Source organism: Dyella sp. SG609 (genome assembly GCF_012275375.1).
Classification (GTDB): Bacteria; Pseudomonadota; Gammaproteobacteria; order Xanthomonadales; family Rhodanobacteraceae; genus Dyella_D; species Dyella_D marensis.
In genome coordinates, this window is sequence record NZ_JAAZQJ010000003.1 from 350,427 (window position 1) to 369,702 (window position 19,276).

Here is a 19,276-nt window from a genome sequence, read left to right on the forward strand (position 1 = left end):
CAATAAAGGCGGGGGGCAGGTGGTCAGCGCGAGGTCAGCCCTTGGCTCCCTCTCCCCGCCGGGGAGAGGGCTTGGGTGAGGGGGCGGGCGGAGCGGTGAAGCGGGAGCGGAGAGCGGGCGACGCTCCGTCGACCCCCTTTCGCGAGCACCCGCCCCTCATCTGCCTGCCGGCATCTTCTCCCCGGAGGGGAGAAGAGCTCCATGTTGGGGTTTACTTCAGCAGCGAACGCAGCATCCACGCCGTCTTCTCATGCTCCTTCAGCCGCCCGGTGACCATGTCCGCCGTGCCCTCGTCCCCGGCCGCATCGGCCACCTTGATGGTCTCGCGGGAGGTGTGGGCGGCGATTTCATGCCCCTCGACCAGCTGGCCGACCATGTCCTTCCAGTCCGGCACGCCGGCTTCTTCCTTGATGGTGGTGAGTTTGCCGAACTGGCTGTAGGAGCCGGGGGCGAACACGTCCAGGGTGCGGATGCGCTCGGCCACTTCGTCGGCGGCCAGCCACAGCTCGTTGTACTGGGTCTCGAACATGGCGTGCAGGCTGTTGAACTGCGGGCCGGTGACGTTCCAGTGGAAGCTGTGGGTCTTCAGGTAGAGGGAGTAGGTGTCCGCCAGCAGCTTGGACAGGTGCTTGGCGACCTGCTCGCGATCTTTCTTGGCAATGCCGATATCGATGGCCATGGCCGTACTCCTTGAGTGATGAAAGTCTGTCGTCGAGCTTAGCGGGGCGTCCCGTTAGGAAGAAATGAATGCTTCCGATGCGCGCGATAGTTGTGGGCTATGACGGCCGCGCTGCCGGTACAATGTGCGGTCCGATGAGCGACACACCTGCCTCCCGCCCCGTTCCGCCCGATGCCCGTCTGCGCAGCCTGCGCAAGGCGCTGGACGGCGTTTCCAGCCGCGATTTCGGCCGCTTGCTGGGGCGCTGGCGCGGCCTGTCGCGCCGTGCCGACGACAAGAAGCTGGAGGCGCTGGCCGGCGACATCGAGCGTTCCGCGGCAAAGCGCCGCGTCCGCGCCGAGGCCAAGCCGGCGATCCGCCTGGACGAATCGCTGCCGATCGCCGCGCGCGCCGAGGAGATCGTCGAGCTGATCCGCCGCCACCAGGTGGTGGTGATCGCTGGCGAGACCGGCTCCGGCAAGACCACCCAGCTGCCCAAGCTGTGCCTGGCCGCCGGCCGCGGCGAGGCCGGCATGATCGGCTGCACCCAGCCGCGCCGCCTGGCCGCCCGCTCGGTGGCGCGCCGCGTGGCGGAAGAACTGGGCACCCAGCTCGGCGACCAGGTCGGTTTCCAGGTGCGCTTCAACGACCAGGTGTCCGAGCGCAGCCTGGTCAAGTTCATGACCGACGGCATCCTGCTGGCCGAGACGCAGGGCGATCCGTGGCTGTCGGCCTACGACACGATCATCATCGACGAGGCGCACGAGCGCAGCCTCAACATCGATTTCCTGCTGGGTTACTTGAAGCGCCTGGCGGTGAAGCGGCCGGACCTCAAGATCATCGTCACCTCGGCCACCATCGACACCGCGCGCTTCGCCGAGCATTTCGGCAACGCGCCGGTGGTGTCGGTGGAGGGCCGCGCCTATCCGGTGGACGTGCGCTGGCGCTCGCTGGACGAACTGGGCGAACGCCGCGGCCGCGACATGCAGCAGGGCGGCGCCGAGCACGTGGCCGCGGTGCTGGACGAACTCACCCGCGAGGACCCGCGCGGCGACGTGCTGGTGTTCCTGCCCGGCGAGCGCGAGATCCGCGACGCGCACCTGCTGCTGTCGCGCCGGCAATACCGCGAGACGGAAATCCTGCCGCTGTACGCGCGCTTGTCCGCCGCCGACCAGGACCGCGTGTTCAAGCCCGGCCCCAAGCGCCGCGTGGTGCTGACCACCAACGTGGCCGAGACCTCGCTGACCGTGCCGCGCATCCGCTACGTGATCGACTCGGGCCTGGCGCGCGTCAAGCGCTACAGCCAGCGCGGCCAGCTCGAACGCCTGCACGTGGAGCCGGTGTCGCGCGCCGCGGCCGACCAGCGCAAGGGCCGCTGCGGCCGCGTGGGGCCGGGCATCTGCTACCGCCTGTACGACGAGGCGGACTACCACGCGCGCGCTGCCTTCACCGACCCGGAGCTGCTGCGCTCCTCGCTGGCCAACGTGATCCTGCGCATGCTGTCGCTGCAGCTGGGCGAGGTGGACGAGTTCCCGTTCCTGGAGGCGCCGGATCCGCGCGTGGTGGCCGACGGCTATCGGCGCCTGGCCGAGATTTCGGCGATCGACGAGCACAAGAAGCTGACGCCGGTGGGCCGCACCCTGGCCCGGCTGCCGATCGACGTACAGCTGGCGCGCATGCTGGTGGAAGCCAACCAGCTGGGCAGCCTGCGCGAACTGCTGGTGCTGGTGGCCTTCCTCAGCATCCAGGACCCGCGCGAGCGGCCGGCGGATGCGCGGCAGCAGGCGGATCAGGCGCATGCGCAGTTCAGCGATCCGAAGTCGGATTTCGCCGGTGTGCTGAATCTTTGGCGGGCTTATGACGAGTCGCACAAGGAGCTGACGCAGTCGAAGCTGCGGGATTGGTGTTCGCGCCATTTCCTGAGCTTCATGCGGATGCGGGAGTGGCGGGAGCTGCATCGGCAGTTGTTGCTGGTGTCGGAGGAATTAGGGTGGAACCACACTTCGCCCTCTCCCCTACTGGGTGAGGGGTCACGGGTGCGACAAACTCCATCCGCGCCTCAGGCAAAAAAACACGCTCCGAATAAACCTTCCCGCGAGCCCCGGCCCCTCACCCCAGCCCTCTCCCCGGAGGGGAGAGGGAGTGACGGTGAGGGTGACGATCAGCGTCTCTACGAAGCCGTGCACCGCAGCCTTCTGGCCGGCCTGCCCACCCAGGTCGGCCACAAGGACGAAAAAGGCCTCTACCGCGGTACCCGCGAACGCCGCTTCCAGGTGTTCCCCGGCTCGGCCCTGGCGAAAGTGCCGCCGAACTGGATCTTCGCCGCGCAGATCCTCGATGTCGGCGGCAAGGTGTGGGGCATGATGTGCGCCCGCGTGGAGCCGCTGTGGATCGAGCAGCAGGCCGCGCATCTGCTCAAGGCCAGCTGCCGCGACGCGCACTGGTCGCGCAAGCGCGGCACCGTGGTGGCCTACGAGCAGGTGAGCCTGTTCGGCCTGACCCTGGTCGAGCGCCGGCCGGTCACCTTCCAGCAGCAGGATCCGCCGCTGGCGCACGAGATTTTCCTGCGCGAGGCGCTGGCGCGCGGCGATATCGATGCGCGTGCCGACTTCGTGCGCGCGAACCTGCGCGTGATGGAGGATGCGCGCGGCATCGAGGCGAAGCAGCGGCGCGAAGGGTTGATCCGGCATGAGGACGATCTCGCCGCCTTCTTCGAAGGCAAGCTGCCGCAGGACATTGCCAGCAGCCGTGGATTGGATGCGTGGTACAGCCGTGCGCGGCCTACCGAACAGGCGGCATTGCGCTGGTCGCTGGACGATGTGATGGCGGGTGGCGCGGGGCTGGATCCGAAAGCCTTTCCTGCTTCGCTGGATATTCCACCGATGACCATGGATGGTCGAGTGCCGCGGGCGCAGGATGCGCAGGAGCGGCCGCAGCGTTATCGCCTCGAATACCGCTTCGTCCCCGGCGACGACGCGGACGGCGTCACGTTGCATCTCCCGCTGGCGATGCTCAACGCCTTGCCCGCCGCGCGCTGCGAATGGCTGGTCCCCGGCCTGCTCGGCGAAAAGGTCGCCGAACTGATCCGCGGCCTGCCCAAGCCGCTGCGCCGCAACTTCGTGCCGGCGCCGGATTTCGCGCGCGCCTTCGTCGAGGCGGAAGCGCCGCGCGACGAGCCGTTGCCGAAGGCGCTGGCCGCCTTCCTCAAGCGCGCCACCGGCGTGGACGTCGCCGCGAACGAATTCGACGCGGCCGCGCTGCCCGCGCATTTCCGCATGCGCTTCCGCCTGCACGACGAGAACGGCCGCACCCTCGCCGCCGGCCGCGACCTGGCCGCGCTGCGCGGGCAGTGGGAAGGGCAGGCGCGCGAGGCGTTCTCGCGCAAGACCGATCTGGAACTGACCCGCGAGGACGTCACCCGCTGGGATTTCGAGGACATCCCGGCCCAGGTGCGTTCCGACGGCGGGTTGATGGCCTTCCCGGCGCTGGTCGACCTGGGCGACGCCGTGGCGCTGCGCGTGTTCGAGCGCAGCGACGAGGCGCGCGAGGCGCATCGCGGCGGCGTGGTGCGCCTGCTGCGCAACGCGCTGGCCAGCGAGATGAAGCAGGTGCGCCGCCGGCTGCCGGTGGGCAATCCGCTGGCGCTGAAATACGCGCCGCTGGGCAGCGTCGACAGCCTGCGCGAAGACCTCGCCGAAGGCGGCTTCGCCGATCTGCTGGAACGCCACGCGCTGGATGCGCGCACCGCCGGTGCGTTCGAAGCCCTGCACACCCAGGCCCACCGCGAGCTGTTCGGCGCGGCGGTGGAGCGGCTGAAGCTGGCCGAGCCGATCATCGAGGCGCAGGCCGAGCTGAAGCCCTGGCTGGAGCCGCCGCTGATCGGCTTCGCCCGCGCCAGCTACGACGACCTGCGCGAACAGCTGGCGCATCTGCTGGAGCCGGGCTTCCTGCGCGAGCTGCCGACCGCGCGGCTGGCGCACTTTCCGCGCTACCTCAAAGCCATGCGCCTGCGCGCCGAACGCCTGCGCCAGGACCCGGCCAAGGACCAGCAGCGCATGCTGCAGGTGCTGCCGTATTGGCGCGAATACCTCAAGCATCGCGCGGCGGGCGCCGAGCCGGCCGTGCTGGCGGAGCTGCGCTGGCTGATCGAGGAATGGCGGGTGTCGCTGTTCGCGCAGGAGCTGAAGACGGCCGAACCGGTCTCGGCCAAGCGGCTGGCGCGGGCGCTGGAAGCGCTGGGCTGAAACGCGGGCGCAGGCCCTAGAATGAGCGCATCCGCTTAAGGACGTCCCGCGTGGTCCAAGCCGCCCCCACCGCAGCACCCAGCCTGGCCCAGTGGCGCGACCGCGCCGCCGCGCCGGCGCCCGTGCTGGCGCAGGCGCTGCAGGCCTGCGCCGGGCATGCGCTGCGCGAAGCCGAATGCGTGGACGTGCTCGACCTGCTGGCCATGCTCGGCTGCGATGCGCAGACCCAGGCCGCGGCGCTGTGGTTCGAGCTGGCGCGGGTCAAGCCCGAAGCCTGGGCCGCCATCGAACCCACCCTGGCGCCGGAACTGCAGCGCCTGGTGCAGGGCCAGCTGGCGGCGGAGAAGGTCTGGGCGCTGCATGCCCAGCAGGCGCCGCAGAGCGGCTCGGAAGGCCTGCGCCGGCTGCTGCTGGCGATCATCCGCGACCTGCGCGTGGTGTTCGTGCTGCTGGCGCGGCAGCTGGCGCGCATGCGCGGCGCCGGCGCGCTGGCCGAAGCGGAGCGGGTGGAACTGGCGCGGCTGACCCGCGACATCCACGCGCCGCTGGCCAACCGCCTCGGCATCTGGCAGCTGAAGTGGGAGCTGGAAGACCTGGCCTTCCGCTATCTGCAGCCGGACACCTATCGCCGCATTGCCAGGCTGCTGGACGAGCGGCGCACCGACCGCGAGAGCTTTATCCGCGAATCGCTGCACCAGCTGCGGCGCTCGCTCGACGCCGCCGGCATCCGCGCCGAGCTGGCCGGGCGGCCCAAGCACATCTATTCCATCTGGAAAAAGATGCAGCGCAAATCGCTGGAGTTCTCCGACCTGTACGACATCCGCGCGGTCCGCGTGCTGGTCGACAGCGTGGCGGACTGCTACGGCGCGCTCGGCGTGGTGCATACGCTGTGGCCGCACCTGCCGGGCGAATTCGACGACTACATCGCGCGGCCCAAGGGCAACGACTACCGCTCGCTGCACACCGCGGTGATCGGCCCGCACGGCAAGACGCTGGAAGTGCAGATCCGCACGCACGAGATGCACCGCGTCAACGAGCTGGGCGTGGCCGCGCACTGGCGCTACAAGGAAGGCGGCAGCGCTGACAGCGAGTTCGAGGCGAAGATCGCCTGGATGCGCCGCCTGCTGGAACCGAAGGCCGAGAGCGAAGGCGACCTGGCCGCGGAACTGCATACGGAGCTGATGGAAGACCGCGTCTACGTGCTCACCCCGCGTGGCGAAGTGGTCGACCTGCCGCGCGGCGCCACCGTGCTGGATTTCGCCTATCACGTGCACACCGAAGTGGGCCATCGCTGCCGCGGCGCCAAGGTGAACGGACGCATCGTGCCGCTCACCCACCAGCCGCACAGCGGCGATCGCATCGAGATTCTTACCGCCAAGCTGGGCGATCCGAGCCGCGACTGGCTGTCCGCGCATCACGGCTACCTCAACACCTCGCGCGCCCGCGAAAAGGTGCGCGCCTGGTTCCGCCGCAGCGCGCACGACGCCAACCTCGCCGCCGGGCGCGCGATGTTCGAGCGCGAACTGAAGCGCCTCGCGCTGGCCGCGCCGGATCTCAGCAAGCTGCCGGCGCATTTCCATCTCAAGCAGCTGGACGACGTGCTGGTGGCGCTGGCGCTGGGCGAGATCACGCCGGGCCAGATCGCCCGCGTGCTGCAGGAAGCCGAGACGCCGCCGGTGGAGATGACCCAGTCGCAGCTGCCGGTGGCTTCGCGCCACAGCACGCTCGATCACAGCGCGCTGAGCATCGAAGGCGTGGGCAACCTGCTCACCACCCTGGCGCGCTGCTGCCAGCCGCTGCCGGGCGACCCGGTGCGCGGCTTCGTCACGCGCGGGCGCGGGGTGTCGGTGCATCGCGCCGATTGCTCCAGCCTGGCGCGGCTGGCGCGGCGCGATCCGGACCGGGTGATCGAGGTGGAGTGGGGCAAGGCCGCGGCCCAGGCCTATGAAGTGGACGTGGAAATCCGCGGCTACGATCGCAAGGGCTTGCAGAAGGACGTGACCAGCGTGATCAGCAACGCCGGCACCCACATCATCGCCTCGTCCAGCCGGGTGTTCGTGCGCACCGGCGAGGTGGAAATGCGCTTCACCCTGCGCGTGCGCGATTTCGAGCAGCTCTCCACCCTGCTGGCCCGCGTGGCGGCCCTGCCGAACGTGGCGGACGCCAGGCGTGTGGGCGGCGGCTGAAGCCTGCCTTTTCGGCGCGGCGGCAGGCACGCGGCGGCGCCATGGCGCGGTGCTAAGCTCCCGCGGTCGAAACGATTGCGTGGACCATGAGCGGACGCAGAGACCAGCACGAATCCGATCCGCAGGGGCGCACGGAACCCACCCTGGGCAACCTCGATCAGCTCGACGCCGCCGATGCGCGCGACACGCGCAAACCGGACGACGGCCTGCCCAAGGTGACCGTGGATGCCGGCCAGCGCCGCGCCCATGCGAACGAAGGCCGCGCCGCGCGCGAGTCGCGCGCATCCTCCAAGCGCGGCTGGCTATGGCCGCTGCTGCTGCTGGTGGCGATCGGCGTCGGCGTCACTTTCTATCTGGAACAGGACCGCGTGCGCGGCCTGTTGCCCACCACGGAACTCAACGACGTGCTCGGCCGCGCCGAACAGGCGCTGCACGACGGCCGCCTGGACGGCAACGACGGCACCAGCGCGCGCGAACTGTTCGAAGCGGCGCGCGCACTGGAACCGGACAACGACCGCGCCCGCGACGGCCTGCGCAAGGTCGGCCTGGCCGAAGTGGCCAAGGCGGATGCCGCGCTGGCCGCCGGCAAGCCGGACGAAGCGGAGCAGGCCACCAATGCCGCGCGCGAACTGCTCGGCGGCGGCAGCGACGTGGACCGCCTGAGCCAGGCGATCGCCAAGGCGCGTGGCGCCAGCTTCGAAGCCGGCACCCTGGTCGACCAGGCGCAGCAGGCCATGAGCGACGGCCGCCCGGCCGATGCCGGCGCGCTGTACAAGCGCATCCTCGCCGCCGACCCCGGCAATGCGGTGGCTTCGCATGGGCTGGACAAGGTGGGCGACGCGCTGGCCGCGCAGGCGCACAAGGAAATCGACGCCGGCGACCGCGCCGCCGCCAGCGCCAGCGTCGACCGCCTCGCCGCGCTGCTGCCCAACTACGGCGAGCTGCCTTCGCTGCGCGCCGCGCTGGTGCAGGACCAGAAGGAAGACGACGGCCAGCTGTCCGAGGCGATCCGCCTGGGCCAGGCCGCGCTGCGCGCGGGCCGCATCAGCGGCAACGGCAGCGATACCGCGCTGGCGCATTTCAAGGACGCGCTGGCGCTGGATCCGGACAACGCCCAGGCCAAGGCCGGGCTGGGCCAGGTGGCGCAGGCGCTGGTGGTGCAGGCCAATGCCGCGCAGGACAGCGGCGACACGGCCCAGGCCAGCCGCCTGCTGGACCAGGCCGCCGAGCTGGCGCCGAAATCGGCCGAGCTGGCCGCGGCGCGCGCGCATCTGAACGACACCGCGCACCGCCCCGGCGAGGGCGTGGTGCCCGGCGCGCTGCCGCAGGCGGATGCGCAGGCCGAACTCACCCCGCAGCAGAACGCCGAGCTGGCGCGCCTGGTGCGCCAGGCCGAAGCGGCTGCGCGCAACGGCAACGTGATGCTGCCGCCCGGCGACAGCGCCTACGACCTGTATCGCCGCGCGCTGGCCATCGACGGCAATAACGAGGCCGCGCGCCGCGGCCTGCAGGAGCTGCCGGCGACGGTGGTGCAGCAGTTCAACCAGGCGCTGTCCAACGGCAACCTGCAGCAGGCCGGCGAGCGCCTCAACGATCTCGGCGACCTGGCGCCCGGCGAAGCCGGCCAGGCGGAACTGCGCCAGCGGCTGGCCAATGCGTGGATGGATCAGGCGGAAGAACGCCTTTCCGGCGGCGACCGCCCCGCCGCCGCGCAGGCGCTGGACCACGCGCGCAAGCTGGCGCCGGGCAATCCGCGGCTGAGCAGCATCACCGCGCGCCTGCAGGCCGGCGGCTGAGCCTTATCTGCATGCGTGTCCTCGTCTTCGGCGCCAGCAGCCAGATCGGGCATTTCCTGCTGCCGCGCCTGCGCGAGCGCGGCGCGGACGTAGTGGCGGTGAGCCGCCGCGCGCGCGACGGCGCGGGCGTGACCTGGCTGCGGGGCGATCTGCCGCACGACGTGCCGGCGATCGGCGAGATCGCGGCCATTGTGAGCTTCGGCCCCCTGCAGGGGCTGGCCGACTGGCTGCTCGGCGCCACGTTCGAAGGCGCGCCGCGGGTGATCGCCACCAGTTCGATGAGCGCGGAAAGCAAGCGCGAATCCGCGGTGCTGGCCGAGCGCGCGCTGTCGCGCCAGCTGCGCGATGCGGAAGCGGCGCTGGCGGCGATCTGCGAGCGCCGCGGCTGCGCCTGGACGGTGTTCCGGCCCACCCTGGTGTACGGCGCCGGCCTGGACAAGAGCCTTACCCCGATCGCCCGCCGCGCCGTGCGCACGCGGGTGTTTCCGCTGCCGGCCGGGCGCGGCCAGCGCCAGCCGGTACATGCGGACGATATCGCCCAGGCCGTGCTGGCCGCGCTGGATACGCCGCTGGCCGCCGGCAAGGTGATCCCGCTGGGCGGCGGCGAGCGGCTGCATGCCGGCGAGATGTTCGCCCGCGTGCGGCGCAGCCTGCCGGTGGCCACGCTGCCGGTACCTCTGCCGGCCTGGCTGCTGCGGCTGGGCCGCCATGCGGTGCCGCGCCTGCGCGGACCGCTGGCGCGGCTGGAGAGCGACCTGATCGCCGACAACAGCGCCGTGCAGCAGCTGCTGGGCATTTCGCCGCGGCCGTTCCGGCCGGATGCGGCGTGCTGGGGCATGGCAGACCGCCAGGCGTAGGTTGGGGTTCGCCTGCGGCTCACCCCAACCTACGCCCGGATCCGGCCGTTTGCGTTCATATGCGCGCCGGGAAGCACCCCCTATGATCGTCCCCTTACCGTTCAGGATTCCCCCCGTTGGCCTTTCTGACCCGACTCCGCTCGCTTGCAAGCGCTATCTGGCCCTGGGTGCGCATTCCCTTCTGGATCGGCCTGGGCCTGTTCTTCGGCTTCGTGCTGCCGTACACCCTGGTACTGAACAAGCGCGTGCAGGATCGCTTCAACGATCTGGTCTTCGCCGTGCCCACCCGCGTCTATGCCCGCCCGCTGGCGCTGGAAGCCGGTGCGCCGATGACGCCGGCCGCGCTGGAACTGGAGCTGACCTTCGCCGGCTACGGCAATGACGGCCACGGCCAGGTCGCCGGCACCTGGGCCAAGGACGGTTCCACTTATGTGATTTCCTCGCGCGGCTTCGCCGGTCCCGACGGCGGCGAGCTGCCGCACCGCATCCGCGTGGCGCTGAACAAGAGCGCGGTGGTGTCGGTGAAGGACGCCGCCAGCGGCAAGGCGATCGAGACGGCGCACCTGAACCCGGCGCGCATCGCCACGGTGTACGGCTCGCAGCAGGAAGAGCGCCGCATCGTGCGCCTGGCCGACGTGCCGCCGATGCTGATCGCCGGCCTGCAGGCGGTCGAGGACCGCGACTTCAAGCACCACATCGGCATCGATTTCAGCGCGATCCTGCGCGCCAGCTTCGCCAACCTGCGCGCCGGCCATACCGTGCAGGGCGGTTCCACGCTGACCCAGCAGCTGGTGCGCAATCTGTTCCTGGACCGCGATCAGAACTTCACGCGCAAATTCAACGAAGCGCTGATGTCGATCCTGATCGAAGCGCACTACGACAAGGGCCGCATCCTGGAGGCCTACGTCAACCAGGTGTTCCTGGGCCAGCAGGGCGCGCAGGCGGTGCACGGTTTCGCCGCGGCGTCGGAGTTCTATTTCGGCCGCCGCATGGAAGACCTGCGCCCGCAGGAAATGGCCTTGCTGATCGGCATGGTGAAGGGCCCGAGCTATTACGACCCGCGCCGCTATCCGGACCGCGCGCTGTCGCGCCGCAACCTGGTGCTGGAGCAGTTCGCCAGCACCGGCCTGCTGCCGCCGGAGCAGGCCAAGGCCGCCGAGGCCACGCCGCTGGGCATCGTCAGCAACGGCCAGCTGCCGCATAACCGCTTCCCGGCCTTCATGCAGCTGGTGCGCGCGCAGATCACCAACGATTTCGACGACGCCACGCTCAGCGCCGGAAATTTAAGCATCTTCACCACGCTGGACCCCGCCGCGCAGCTGTATGCGGAGCAGGGCATCACCACCGCGATGGCGGGCCTGGGCAAGCGCGGCGAAGCGGCGCAGGCGGCGGCGGTGGTCACCGACGCGCAGACCGGCAGCGTGCTGGCCATCGTCGGCAGCAAGGACCCGGGCGACCAGGGCTTCAACCGCGCCATCGATGCGCGCCGTTCCATCGGCTCGCTGATCAAGCCGCTGGTGTACCTGGTGGCGCTGGCGCAGCCGGAGCGCTGGAACCTCGGCTCGCCGGTGGAAGACACGCCGATCAGCATGCGCCAGCCCGACGGTACGCAATGGACGCCGAAGAACGACGAAGGCGACGTGCACGGCTCGGTGCCGATGCTCGACGCGCTGGTGCATTCGTGGAACCTGGCGACGATCCATCTGGGCCTGGAAGTGGGCCTGCCGCGCATCAAGTCGTTCCTGGAATCGTTCGGCCTGGAAGACGTCAATCCCAGCCCCTCGCTGCTGCTCGGCGCGCAGGGCATTCCGCCGCTGCAGGTGGCGCAGCTGTACCAGTACATCGCCGCCGACGGCCATGCGCTGCCGCTGGTGGCGGTGCGCGGCGTGGTCGACGCCGACGGCAAGACGGTCAAGCGCTACGAAGTGAAGACCGGCAGCGGCGAATACCAGCTCGCCGTGCGCCAGGTGACCTGGGCCATGCAGCAGGTGGTGCGTTCCGGCACCGCGGCGGCGATCGGCAAGACCCTGCCCAACCTCAATGCGGCCGGCAAGACCGGCACCAGCAACGAGATGCGCGACAGCTGGTTCGCCGGCTTCACCGCCGATCACCTCGCCGTGTTCTGGATGGGCCGCGACGACAACAAGCCCAGCGGCCTGTACGGCGCCACCGGCAGCCTGCGCGCGTGGCAGGAACTGTTCCGCAAATTGCCGTCCAAACCGCTACCCGCGGCGCCGGGCGAAGGCCTGGAGATGGCCTGGGTGAACCCGGCCGATGGCAAGCGCACCGATCCCTCCTGCGAAGGCGCGCGGCAGATTCCGGTGGTTGCCGGTACCCTTGCGCAGGATTCCGAAGGCTGCTTCTGGCAGCGTGTCCAGAACTGGTTCGGCGGCGACGACAACAAGTCGCCGGCGCCGGCCTCTACCGCTCCCATCCGAGATTGATCATGCCGTATCGCCGTCTGCTGCTCGCTTCCACCGTCCTGGCCACGCTCGCGCTGGCCGCCTGCAACCAGCCTGCCGCACCGTCGCAGGCGACTCGCCCGACGCGTTCGGACGCCGACATCCTGGCGTCGATCCAGGCGGCGGGGGACAAGGAGAAGTCGGTGATCGACGTGCATCCGCTGCGCGATCCGGGCGTGGCGTCGCTGCAGGATGCCGCGCAGGCCGACGTGCGCGCGGGGCAGTTCGATGCGGCGGCCGCGAAGCTCGACTCGGCGATCAAGCTCAGCCCGAATTCTCCGGACCTGCTGCAGGACCGCGCGGAGCTTGCGATCCGCTTGAAGGACTACGCCACCGCCGAGCAGCTCGCGCGCAAGTCCTGGGAAATCGGTCCGCGCCTGGGACCGCTGTGCGCGCGCAACTGGCAGACCATCGAAGAGCTGCGCGATCGCGCGGGCGACCAGGGCGCCGCGGCTACGGCGGGGAAATGGGTGAAGCAGTGCCACGTGGAAGGCGTGCCGCGTTACTAAGGCTTGCTCCCTCTCCCTCCGGGGAGAGGGAGTAGATGCCGCATGACGTGTGCGTTCCCCGTCGGCGATACTTGCCCGCATGACCGACACCGACATATCCGCGCTGCTGGGCGCGGATGGCCCCTTCGCCCGCGAACTGCCCAACTTCGCTCCGCGCGCCGCCCAGCAGGCGATGGCGCGCGCGGTGGAGCATGCGATTGCCGAGCGCGAGACGCTGATTGCGGAAGCCGGCACGGGCACCGGTAAAACCTATGCCTACCTGGTGCCGGCCTTGCTGTCGGGGGAGCGGGTGATCGTTTCGACCGGCACCAAGGCGCTGCAGGACCAGCTGTATTTCCGCGACCTGCCGAAGGTGCGTTCGGTGCTCGGCGCGCGCCTGAAGACGGCGCTGCTCAAGGGGCGCGCGAATTACCTGTGCCTGTATCGCCTCGACCAGACCGTGCGCGAAGGCGCCACGTTCGACCGCGTGCAGGCTTCGCAGCTGGCGGCGATCCGTGCGTGGTCGGCGCGCACGCGGCAGGGCGACCGCATGGAGCTGGCCGAGGTGCCGGAGGAATCGCCCATGTGGCCGCGCGTCACCTCGACGCCGGAGAACTGCATCGGCGTGGAGTGTCCGTTCTTCGACGACTGCCACGTGGTGAAGGCGCGGCGCGAGGCGCAAGAGGCGGATCTGGTGGTGGTCAATCACCATCTGCTGTTCGCCGACCTGGCCCTGAAGCAGGAAGGCTTCGGCGAGATCCTGCCGGGCGCGCAGGCGTTCATCCTGGACGAGGCGCACCAGGTGCCGGAACTCGCCGGCCAGTTCTTTTCGCAGAGCATCAGCGCGCGGCAGCTCACCGAGCTGGCGCAGGATGCGCTGGGCGAATGCAATGGCATCACCGGCGCGATCGGGCTGGTGCTGGAGCCGGTGGAATCGCTGCGCGAGGCGGTGCGCAAGCTGCGCCTGGCGATGGATGCGCTGCCGGAACGCGGGCCGTTCCATCAGCTGGAACAATCGTCCGCGGTGTCGGAGTCGCTGCACGACGTGCGCGAACTGCTGGCCGCGCTGACCGACGTGCTGGCCTCGCAGGCGGAACGCTCGCGCGGTTTCGCCAATGCGCACGAGCGCGCGGCGCTGTACAGCGAGCGGCTGGACCGCATCGTCGAGCAGGCGGACGAGCAGGACGTGCGCTGGTACGAGCTGTTCCCGCGCGGCTTTGCGCTGCATGCCACGCCGCTGGACCTGGCCGCGCCGATGCGCGCCTTGCGCGAGCGCGCGCAGGCGGCGTGGATCCATACCTCGGCCACCTTGTCGGTGGCGGGGCAGTTCGGGCATTTCGCGCGGCAGCTGGGGCTGGACGATCCGGTCACGCTGAGCCTGGAAAGCCCGTTCGATTACGCGCGCCAGGCGCTGTGCTATCTGCCGCCGGGCCTGCCCGACCCCGCCGCGCGCGACTACACCGAACGCGTGGTCGATGCGGTGCTGCCGGTGCTGCACGCATCGAACGGCCGTGCCTTCCTGCTGTTCACTTCGCATCGCGCGCTGCGCCGCGCGGCCGAGCTGCTGGAGGGCCGCGTGCCGTGGCCGCTGTTTGTGCAGGGCACGGCGCCGCGGCATCGGCTGTTGGAAGATTTCCGCGCCAGCGGCCATGGCGTGCTGCTGGGCGCGGCCAGTTTCTGGGAAGGCGTGGACGTGGCCGGCGAGGCGCTGAGCGTGGTGGTGATCGACAAGCTGCCGTTTGCCGCGCCGGACGACCCGGTGCTGCAGGCGCGGCTGGAGGCGCTGGAGCAGTCCGGCATCAATCCCTTCATGGGCTGGCAGGTGCCCAATGCGGTGATCGCGCTGAAGCAGGGCGTGGGCAGGCTGATCCGCGACGTGCACGACCGCGGCGTGCTGGTGCTGTGCGACCCGCGCCTGAGCAGCAAGGGCTATGGACGGCTGTTCATGGCCAGCCTGCCGCCGATGCCGCGGACCAAGGAGCTGGGCGAGGTGCAGGCATTCTTCGCCGAGACTGCAACGACGTAGGTTGGGGTGATAACCCCAACATCGCGTAGCGCATATCGTGCCGATGTTGGGGTTGTCACCCCAACCTACTCGCTGCAACGACGTAGGTTGGGGTGATAACCCCAACGTGGTGTGGCGTATGTCGTGCCGATGTCGGGGTTGTCGCCCCAACCTACTCGCAGGTGCGGGCGCGCTCCATCAGCAGTTCTTTCTCGCGCACGTTGCGCGTGAGCGAAGCGGCGCGTTCGAATTCGCGCCTGGCTTCGTCCATGCGGCCGAGCTTGCGCAGCAGGTCGCCGCGCACGCTGGGCAGCAGGTGATAGTTCTTCAGCGAGGGCTCGTTGACCAGGCCTTCCACGATCACCAGCGCCGCCGCCGGACCCGCGGCCATCGACACCGCCACCGCGCGGTTCAATTCCACCACCGGCGAGGGCGCGATCTGCGCCAGCTCCGCGTACAGCGTGGCGATGCGCCGCCAGTCGGTGGCCTCGGCGGTGCGCGCACGCGCGTGGCAGGCGGCGATGGCGGCCTGGCTGGTGTAGATGCCGCGCTGTTCGGACAGGCGCTCGGCGCGTTCCAGCGAGGCCAGGCCGCGGCTGATCAGCAAGCGGTCCCACTGCGCGCGGTTCTGGTCCAGCAGCAGGATCGGCTCGCCGGTGGGGCCGGTGCGCGCCTTGGCGCGCGAGGCCTGGATTTCCATCAGCGCGGACAGGCCATGCGCCTCCGGTTCGCGCGGCACCAGCTCGGCCAGCACGCGGCCCAGGCGCAGCGCTTCCTCGCATAGCGCGGGGCGCATCCAGTCGTCGCCGGCGGTGGCGGAATAGCCTTCGTTGAAGATCAGATAGATGACGCCGAGCACCGAGGCCAGCCGCTCGTGCAGTTCCTCGCCGCGCGGCACTTCGAACGGCACCTTGGCGTCGGCCAGCGTGCGCTTGGCGCGCACGATGCGCTGCGCCACGGTGGGTTCGGGCACCAGGAAGGCGCGCGCGATCTCGTCGGTGGTGAGGCCGCCGAGCAGGCGCAGGGTGAGCGCGACGCGCGCTTCCATCGACAGCACCGGATGGCAGGCGGTGAACACCAGCCGCAGCATGTCGTCGCCGATATGGTCGTCGGCGGCGAGTTCCACCTCGGAGTAAGCCAGTTCCTGCTCCGCTTCCAGGTCGCGGCCGATTTCCTCGTGCTTGCGCTCCAGCAGCTTGTGCCGGCGCAGGCGGTCGATGGCGCGGTGCTTGGCGGTGGTCATCAGCCAGGCGCCGGGGTTGTCCGGCACGCCGCTGCTGGGCCATTGCTCCAGCGCCGCGACGAGCGCGTCCTGGGCCAGTTCCTCGGCCAGGCCGACGTCGCGCACCATGCGCGCGAGTCCGGCGATGAGCTTGGCCGATTCGATGCGCCAGACGGCGTCGATGGTGCGATGGATGTCGGAGGCGGTCATGGGGGGCGATCAGAGCACCCCGCCGTCTCAGGACGCAAGACGGTTGATGAGGCCCCTCTCCCCCTGGGAGAGGGGTTGGGGTGAGGGTGCGGGCGGAGCGCAAGGGTGATGTGCACCGCTCCGGCCGAACCCTCATCCGCCTGCCGGCACCTTCTCTCCCACGGGGACTACCTTCGGGTCGCCGGAGGGAGAAGGGTTCACTAGGGGAGTTTTTACTGCTGTTGCATCGTGAGGATCATCCAGTCCACGCCGAACTTGTCGGTGAGCATGCCGAAGCTGGTGGTGAAGAAGGTCTTGTCCAGCGGCATGGTGACGGTGCCGCCTTCGGCCAGCGCGTCGAAGCGCTTGCGCGCCTCGGCGTCGGTGGCGCAGGTGAGCGAGAGCGAGAAGCCGCTGAAGGCGGTCTTGCCGCTGTTGAAGCCGTCGGTGGCCATCACCGTGGTCTCGCCGATGCGGAAGGCCGAGTGCATCACCTTGTCCTCGAAGCCCGGCGCCGGCGTGCAGCCTTCCTGCGGCGACACGGGGCTGTCCTTGTAGCGCATCAGCATGTCGACCTTGGCGTCGACGGCCTGCTTGTAGAACTCGATGGCTTCATCGCAACGGCCTTCGAAGTGGAGATAGGGCTGGACGATCATGGGTGCGGCTCCTGGGTCAGTGGAAAGGATCAGTGGGCGGGACGGGCGGCGACTTGGGCGCGCAGGCGTTCTTCCTGCTCGCGCAGCTCGGGGGTGAATTCGGCGCCGAAGTCTTCGGCTTCGAACACGCGGCGGATCTCGATGTCGGATTCGCCTTCGAACGGATTCGGGCAGCGCTTCACCCACTCGATGGCTTCTTCCAGCGACTTCACCTGGATCAGCCAGAAGCCGGCGATCAGCTCCTTGGTCTCGGCGAACGGGCCGTCGATCACGGTGCGCTGGCTGCCGGCGAAACGCACGCGGGCGCCGCGCGAACTCGGATGCAGGCCTTCGCCGGCGAGCAGGACGCCGGCCTTGACCAGTTCCTCGTTGTACTTGCCCATGGCGGTGAGGATCGCTTCGCTCGGCATCGCGCCGGCTTCGGAATCCTGGGTGGCGCGGACCATCAGCATGAAACGCATGGGGGTATCTCCTCTTCGGGTTGGCCTGGAGCCCATGGATGGGTCTCTTGCCTAGGCGACGAACGGCCGGGAGGGAAATCGACACGGCTGCGAAGGATTCGGAAGCGAACCGGCGCCCGCCGCCGCGCTGCCCGGAATGGGCCCGGGAGCGCCCGCGGCGTGCCCGGTGCGGGCGCTGTGATGGCGACCTGGCATGACGCCAGCGGCTACCATGGTGCCCCTATGAATCTGCTCGCCATCGAAACCTCCACCGAAGCCTGTTCCGTCGCCCTGGTCCATGGCGACCGGGTCATCGCCCGCAGCGAAATCGCGCCCCGCCGCCACGCCGAACTGGTGCTGCCCATGGCCGACAGCCTGCTGGCCGAGGCCGGCCTGGGCCGCCATGCGCTGGATGCGATCGCGGTGGGCCGCGGGCCGGGTGCGTTCACCGGCGTGCGGCTGGCCATCTCGCTCGCGCAGGGCATGGCGCTGGCGCTGGACCGGCCGGTGGTGACGGTGTCGTCGCTGGCCGCGCTGGCGCTGGAGGCGCCGGAAAGCGAGGGCGCGATCCTGGCGGTGATCGACGCGCGCATGGGCGAGGTCTATGCAGCCGCCTACCGGCGCGACGCCTTCGGCGGCCTGGTGGCGCTGGACGAGGAGCGGGTCTGCCCGCCGGAAGCGCTGCGCCTGCCGCGGGCCGAGGGCTGGCATGTGGTGGGTTCGGGCTGGGCCACCTATGCGGGCGTGCTGCTGGAGCGGATCGCGGCGCCCGTGCTGTCCGAACGCGGCGACTGCTACCCGCAGGCCGAGCACATCGCGGAACTGGCAGTGCGCGAATTCCACGCCGGCCACGCGCTAGCGCCGGAACTGGCCCTGCCGGTCTATCTGCGCGACAAGGTGGCGCTCACCTTGCGTGAGAGAATGGGGAGTAGGGAATAGGGAATAGGAAGAGCGGGTTGCTTCAAGCTGGCGGTCCTCCGCTTTTACCCATTCTCTATTCCCGATTCTCTATTCCCGATCCTCTCACAACTGGCCGATCGCCAGCTGCACCAGCAGGCTGCTGACCGACACCGCCGCCCATACGCCCAGGCCCAGCAGGACCGGCCGTGCGCCGGTCGAGGCCATGCGGCGCAGGTTGGCCGACAGGCCGATCGCGGTCAGCGCCACGATGATCAGGAATTCGGCGGCCATATGGATCGCCGGCTGGATCGCGGCCGGAATCAGGCCGGCCGTGCGCAGGCCCGAGGCGACCAGGAACCACAGGATGAACCAGGGGAAGATCTTCTTCAGGCTGAAGTCGCTCTGGCCCTGCTTCTTCTCGCGCCAAGCCACCAGCAGGGCCAGCACCAGGCAGATCGGGATGATCAGCGTCGCGCGGGTGAGCTTGACGATGGTGGCGTAGTCGCCCGCCGCCTTGCTGAAGCTGTAGCCGGCCGCGACCACCGAGGAGGTGTCGTTGATCGCCGTGCCGGCCCACAGGCCGAAGCCCAGGTCCGACAGATGCAGCACGTGGCCCAGCAGCGGGAACAGCAGCACCGCGACCAGGTTGAACAGGAAGATGGTGGAGATGGCGAAGGCGGTGTCGTGCTCGTCCGGCTTGATGATCGGCGTGACCGCGGCGATGGCCGAGCCGCCGCAGATCGCGGTGCCCACGCCGATCAGGATCTTCAGCTTGTCCTGCACCTTCAGCGCGCGGCCCAGGCCCCAGGCAGCCAGGAAGGCCACCGTGATGGTGACCAGGGTGACCGACAGCGATTCCAGGCCAGTCCGGGCCACCTGGTCCAGGCTCAGCCCGAAGCCCAGCGCGATGATCGACCACTGCAGCACCTGCTTGCCGGCGAACTGGATGCCGGGGGTATAGGTGCCGCCCGGCGCGAACACGTTGCGCACCAGGATGCCCAGCACGATGCCGAACACCGGCCCGCCCACCAGCGGCGCTACCCGGCCCAGGCCCAGCGCCGCCAGGGCCACCAGCACCGCCAGCAGCAGGCCGGGGGCGCGCTGGCCGAAGGAGGGGGAGGGGGCGGGGGCGGTGGGGATGGTGGTGGCGGCCATGCGGGTGTCCTCGAAGTC

Annotated in this window: 13 protein-coding genes; 8 read left to right on the plus strand and 5 right to left on the minus strand. The window is 69.9% G+C overall.

The features are described 5' to 3' along the window. Nucleotides 1-211: 211 nt before the first annotated feature. Entirely contained in the window at nucleotides 212-679 is a 468-nt protein-coding gene (locus FHW85_RS07715; RefSeq protein WP_167256583.1) for a Dps family protein, read from the minus strand. Nucleotides 680-813: 134 nt separating this feature from the next. Here FHW85_RS07715 and hrpA point away from each other — a divergent pair, with 134 nt between their 5' ends. The 7 genes from hrpA (at nucleotide 814) to FHW85_RS07750 (ending at nucleotide 14,717) form a co-directional block, all read left to right on the plus strand. Next, nucleotides 814-4,902, plus strand: coding sequence for an ATP-dependent RNA helicase HrpA (gene hrpA, locus FHW85_RS07720; RefSeq protein ID WP_168647881.1), 4,089 nt, complete (start codon nucleotides 814-816; stop codon nucleotides 4,900-4,902). Between the two features lie 50 nt (nucleotides 4,903-4,952). Further along, complete coding sequence (locus tag FHW85_RS07725; RefSeq protein ID WP_167256587.1) at nucleotides 4,953-7,088, plus strand: bifunctional (p)ppGpp synthetase/guanosine-3',5'-bis(diphosphate) 3'-pyrophosphohydrolase; 2,136 nt, start codon at nucleotides 4,953-4,955, stop codon at nucleotides 7,086-7,088. A gap of 86 nt (nucleotides 7,089-7,174) precedes the next feature. Further along, nucleotides 7,175-8,884, plus strand: coding sequence for a hypothetical protein (locus FHW85_RS07730; protein ID WP_168647882.1), 1,710 nt, complete (start codon nucleotides 7,175-7,177; stop codon nucleotides 8,882-8,884). A gap of 11 nt (nucleotides 8,885-8,895) precedes the next feature. Next, nucleotides 8,896-9,741, plus strand: coding sequence for an NAD-dependent epimerase/dehydratase family protein (locus tag FHW85_RS07735; protein ID WP_168647883.1), 846 nt, complete (start codon nucleotides 8,896-8,898; stop codon nucleotides 9,739-9,741). 116 nt (nucleotides 9,742-9,857) lie between these two features. After that, nucleotides 9,858-12,185, plus strand: a complete 2,328-nt coding sequence (mrcB, locus tag FHW85_RS07740) for a penicillin-binding protein 1B (protein WP_168647884.1) — start codon at nucleotides 9,858-9,860, stop codon at nucleotides 12,183-12,185. Nucleotides 12,186-12,187: 2 nt separating this feature from the next. After that, nucleotides 12,188-12,712 (plus strand): tetratricopeptide repeat protein, encoded by a 525-nt coding sequence (locus FHW85_RS07745; RefSeq protein WP_168647885.1) that lies wholly within the window; start codon nucleotides 12,188-12,190, stop codon nucleotides 12,710-12,712. Nucleotides 12,713-12,791: 79 nt separating this feature from the next. Next, nucleotides 12,792-14,717 carry an ATP-dependent DNA helicase gene (locus tag FHW85_RS07750; protein ID WP_168647886.1) on the plus strand — a complete coding sequence of 642 codons (1,926 nt, stop codon included), beginning with the start codon at nucleotides 12,792-12,794 and terminating at the stop codon, nucleotides 14,715-14,717. A gap of 151 nt (nucleotides 14,718-14,868) precedes the next feature. On the opposite strand, the gene FHW85_RS07755 is transcribed toward FHW85_RS07750, so the two are convergent. From FHW85_RS07755 to FHW85_RS07765, 3 genes are all read right to left on the minus strand, one after another. Next, nucleotides 14,869-16,128 carry an RNA polymerase sigma factor gene (locus tag FHW85_RS07755; RefSeq protein WP_168647887.1) on the minus strand — a complete coding sequence of 420 codons (1,260 nt, stop codon included), beginning with the start codon at nucleotides 16,126-16,128 and terminating at the stop codon, nucleotides 14,869-14,871. Between the two features lie 212 nt (nucleotides 16,129-16,340). After that, nucleotides 16,341-16,763 carry a VOC family protein gene (locus tag FHW85_RS07760; protein WP_168647888.1) on the minus strand — a complete coding sequence of 141 codons (423 nt, stop codon included), beginning with the start codon at nucleotides 16,761-16,763 and terminating at the stop codon, nucleotides 16,341-16,343. A 29-nt stretch (nucleotides 16,764-16,792) separates the two neighbouring features. After that, nucleotides 16,793-17,224, minus strand: coding sequence for a YciI family protein (locus FHW85_RS07765; protein ID WP_167256603.1), 432 nt, complete (start codon nucleotides 17,222-17,224; stop codon nucleotides 16,793-16,795). Nucleotides 17,225-17,446: 222 nt separating this feature from the next. On the opposite strand from FHW85_RS07765, the gene tsaB reads away from it, so the two are divergent. Further along, a complete protein-coding gene (gene tsaB, locus FHW85_RS07770) occupies nucleotides 17,447-18,142 on the plus strand; it encodes a tRNA (adenosine(37)-N6)-threonylcarbamoyltransferase complex dimerization subunit type 1 TsaB (RefSeq protein WP_168647889.1) in 696 nt (231 codons plus the stop codon). A gap of 84 nt (nucleotides 18,143-18,226) precedes the next feature. Here the strand turns inward: tsaB and FHW85_RS07775 are convergent, their stop codons facing one another. After that, nucleotides 18,227-19,258, minus strand: coding sequence for a putative sulfate exporter family transporter (locus tag FHW85_RS07775; RefSeq protein ID WP_168647890.1), 1,032 nt, complete (start codon nucleotides 19,256-19,258; stop codon nucleotides 18,227-18,229). Nucleotides 19,259-19,276: the final 18 nt, after the last annotated feature.

Bases quoted from the DNA above. Each gene is read 5' to 3' on its own strand.
- hrpA (WP_168647881.1), top strand. From the start codon at position 814: ATGAGCGACACACCTGCCTCCCGCCCCGTTCCGCCCGATGCCCGTCTG.
- FHW85_RS07760 (WP_168647888.1), bottom strand. From the start codon at position 16,763: ATGATCGTCCAGCCCTATCTCCACTTCGAAGGCCGTTGCGATGAAGCC.
- FHW85_RS07765 (WP_167256603.1), bottom strand. From the start codon at position 17,224: ATGCGTTTCATGCTGATGGTCCGCGCCACCCAGGATTCCGAAGCCGGC.
- FHW85_RS07745 (WP_168647885.1), top strand. From the start codon at position 12,188: ATGCCGTATCGCCGTCTGCTGCTCGCTTCCACCGTCCTGGCCACGCTC.
- FHW85_RS07755 (WP_168647887.1), bottom strand. From the start codon at position 16,128: ATGACCGCCTCCGACATCCATCGCACCATCGACGCCGTCTGGCGCATC.
- FHW85_RS07715 (WP_167256583.1), bottom strand. From the start codon at position 679: ATGGCCATCGATATCGGCATTGCCAAGAAAGATCGCGAGCAGGTCGCC.
- FHW85_RS07735 (WP_168647883.1), top strand. From the start codon at position 8,896: ATGCGTGTCCTCGTCTTCGGCGCCAGCAGCCAGATCGGGCATTTCCTG.
- FHW85_RS07750 (WP_168647886.1), top strand. From the start codon at position 12,792: ATGACCGACACCGACATATCCGCGCTGCTGGGCGCGGATGGCCCCTTC.
- FHW85_RS07730 (WP_168647882.1), top strand. From the start codon at position 7,175: ATGAGCGGACGCAGAGACCAGCACGAATCCGATCCGCAGGGGCGCACG.
- tsaB (WP_168647889.1), top strand. From the start codon at position 17,447: ATGAATCTGCTCGCCATCGAAACCTCCACCGAAGCCTGTTCCGTCGCC.
- FHW85_RS07775 (WP_168647890.1), bottom strand. From the start codon at position 19,258: ATGGCCGCCACCACCATCCCCACCGCCCCCGCCCCCTCCCCCTCCTTC.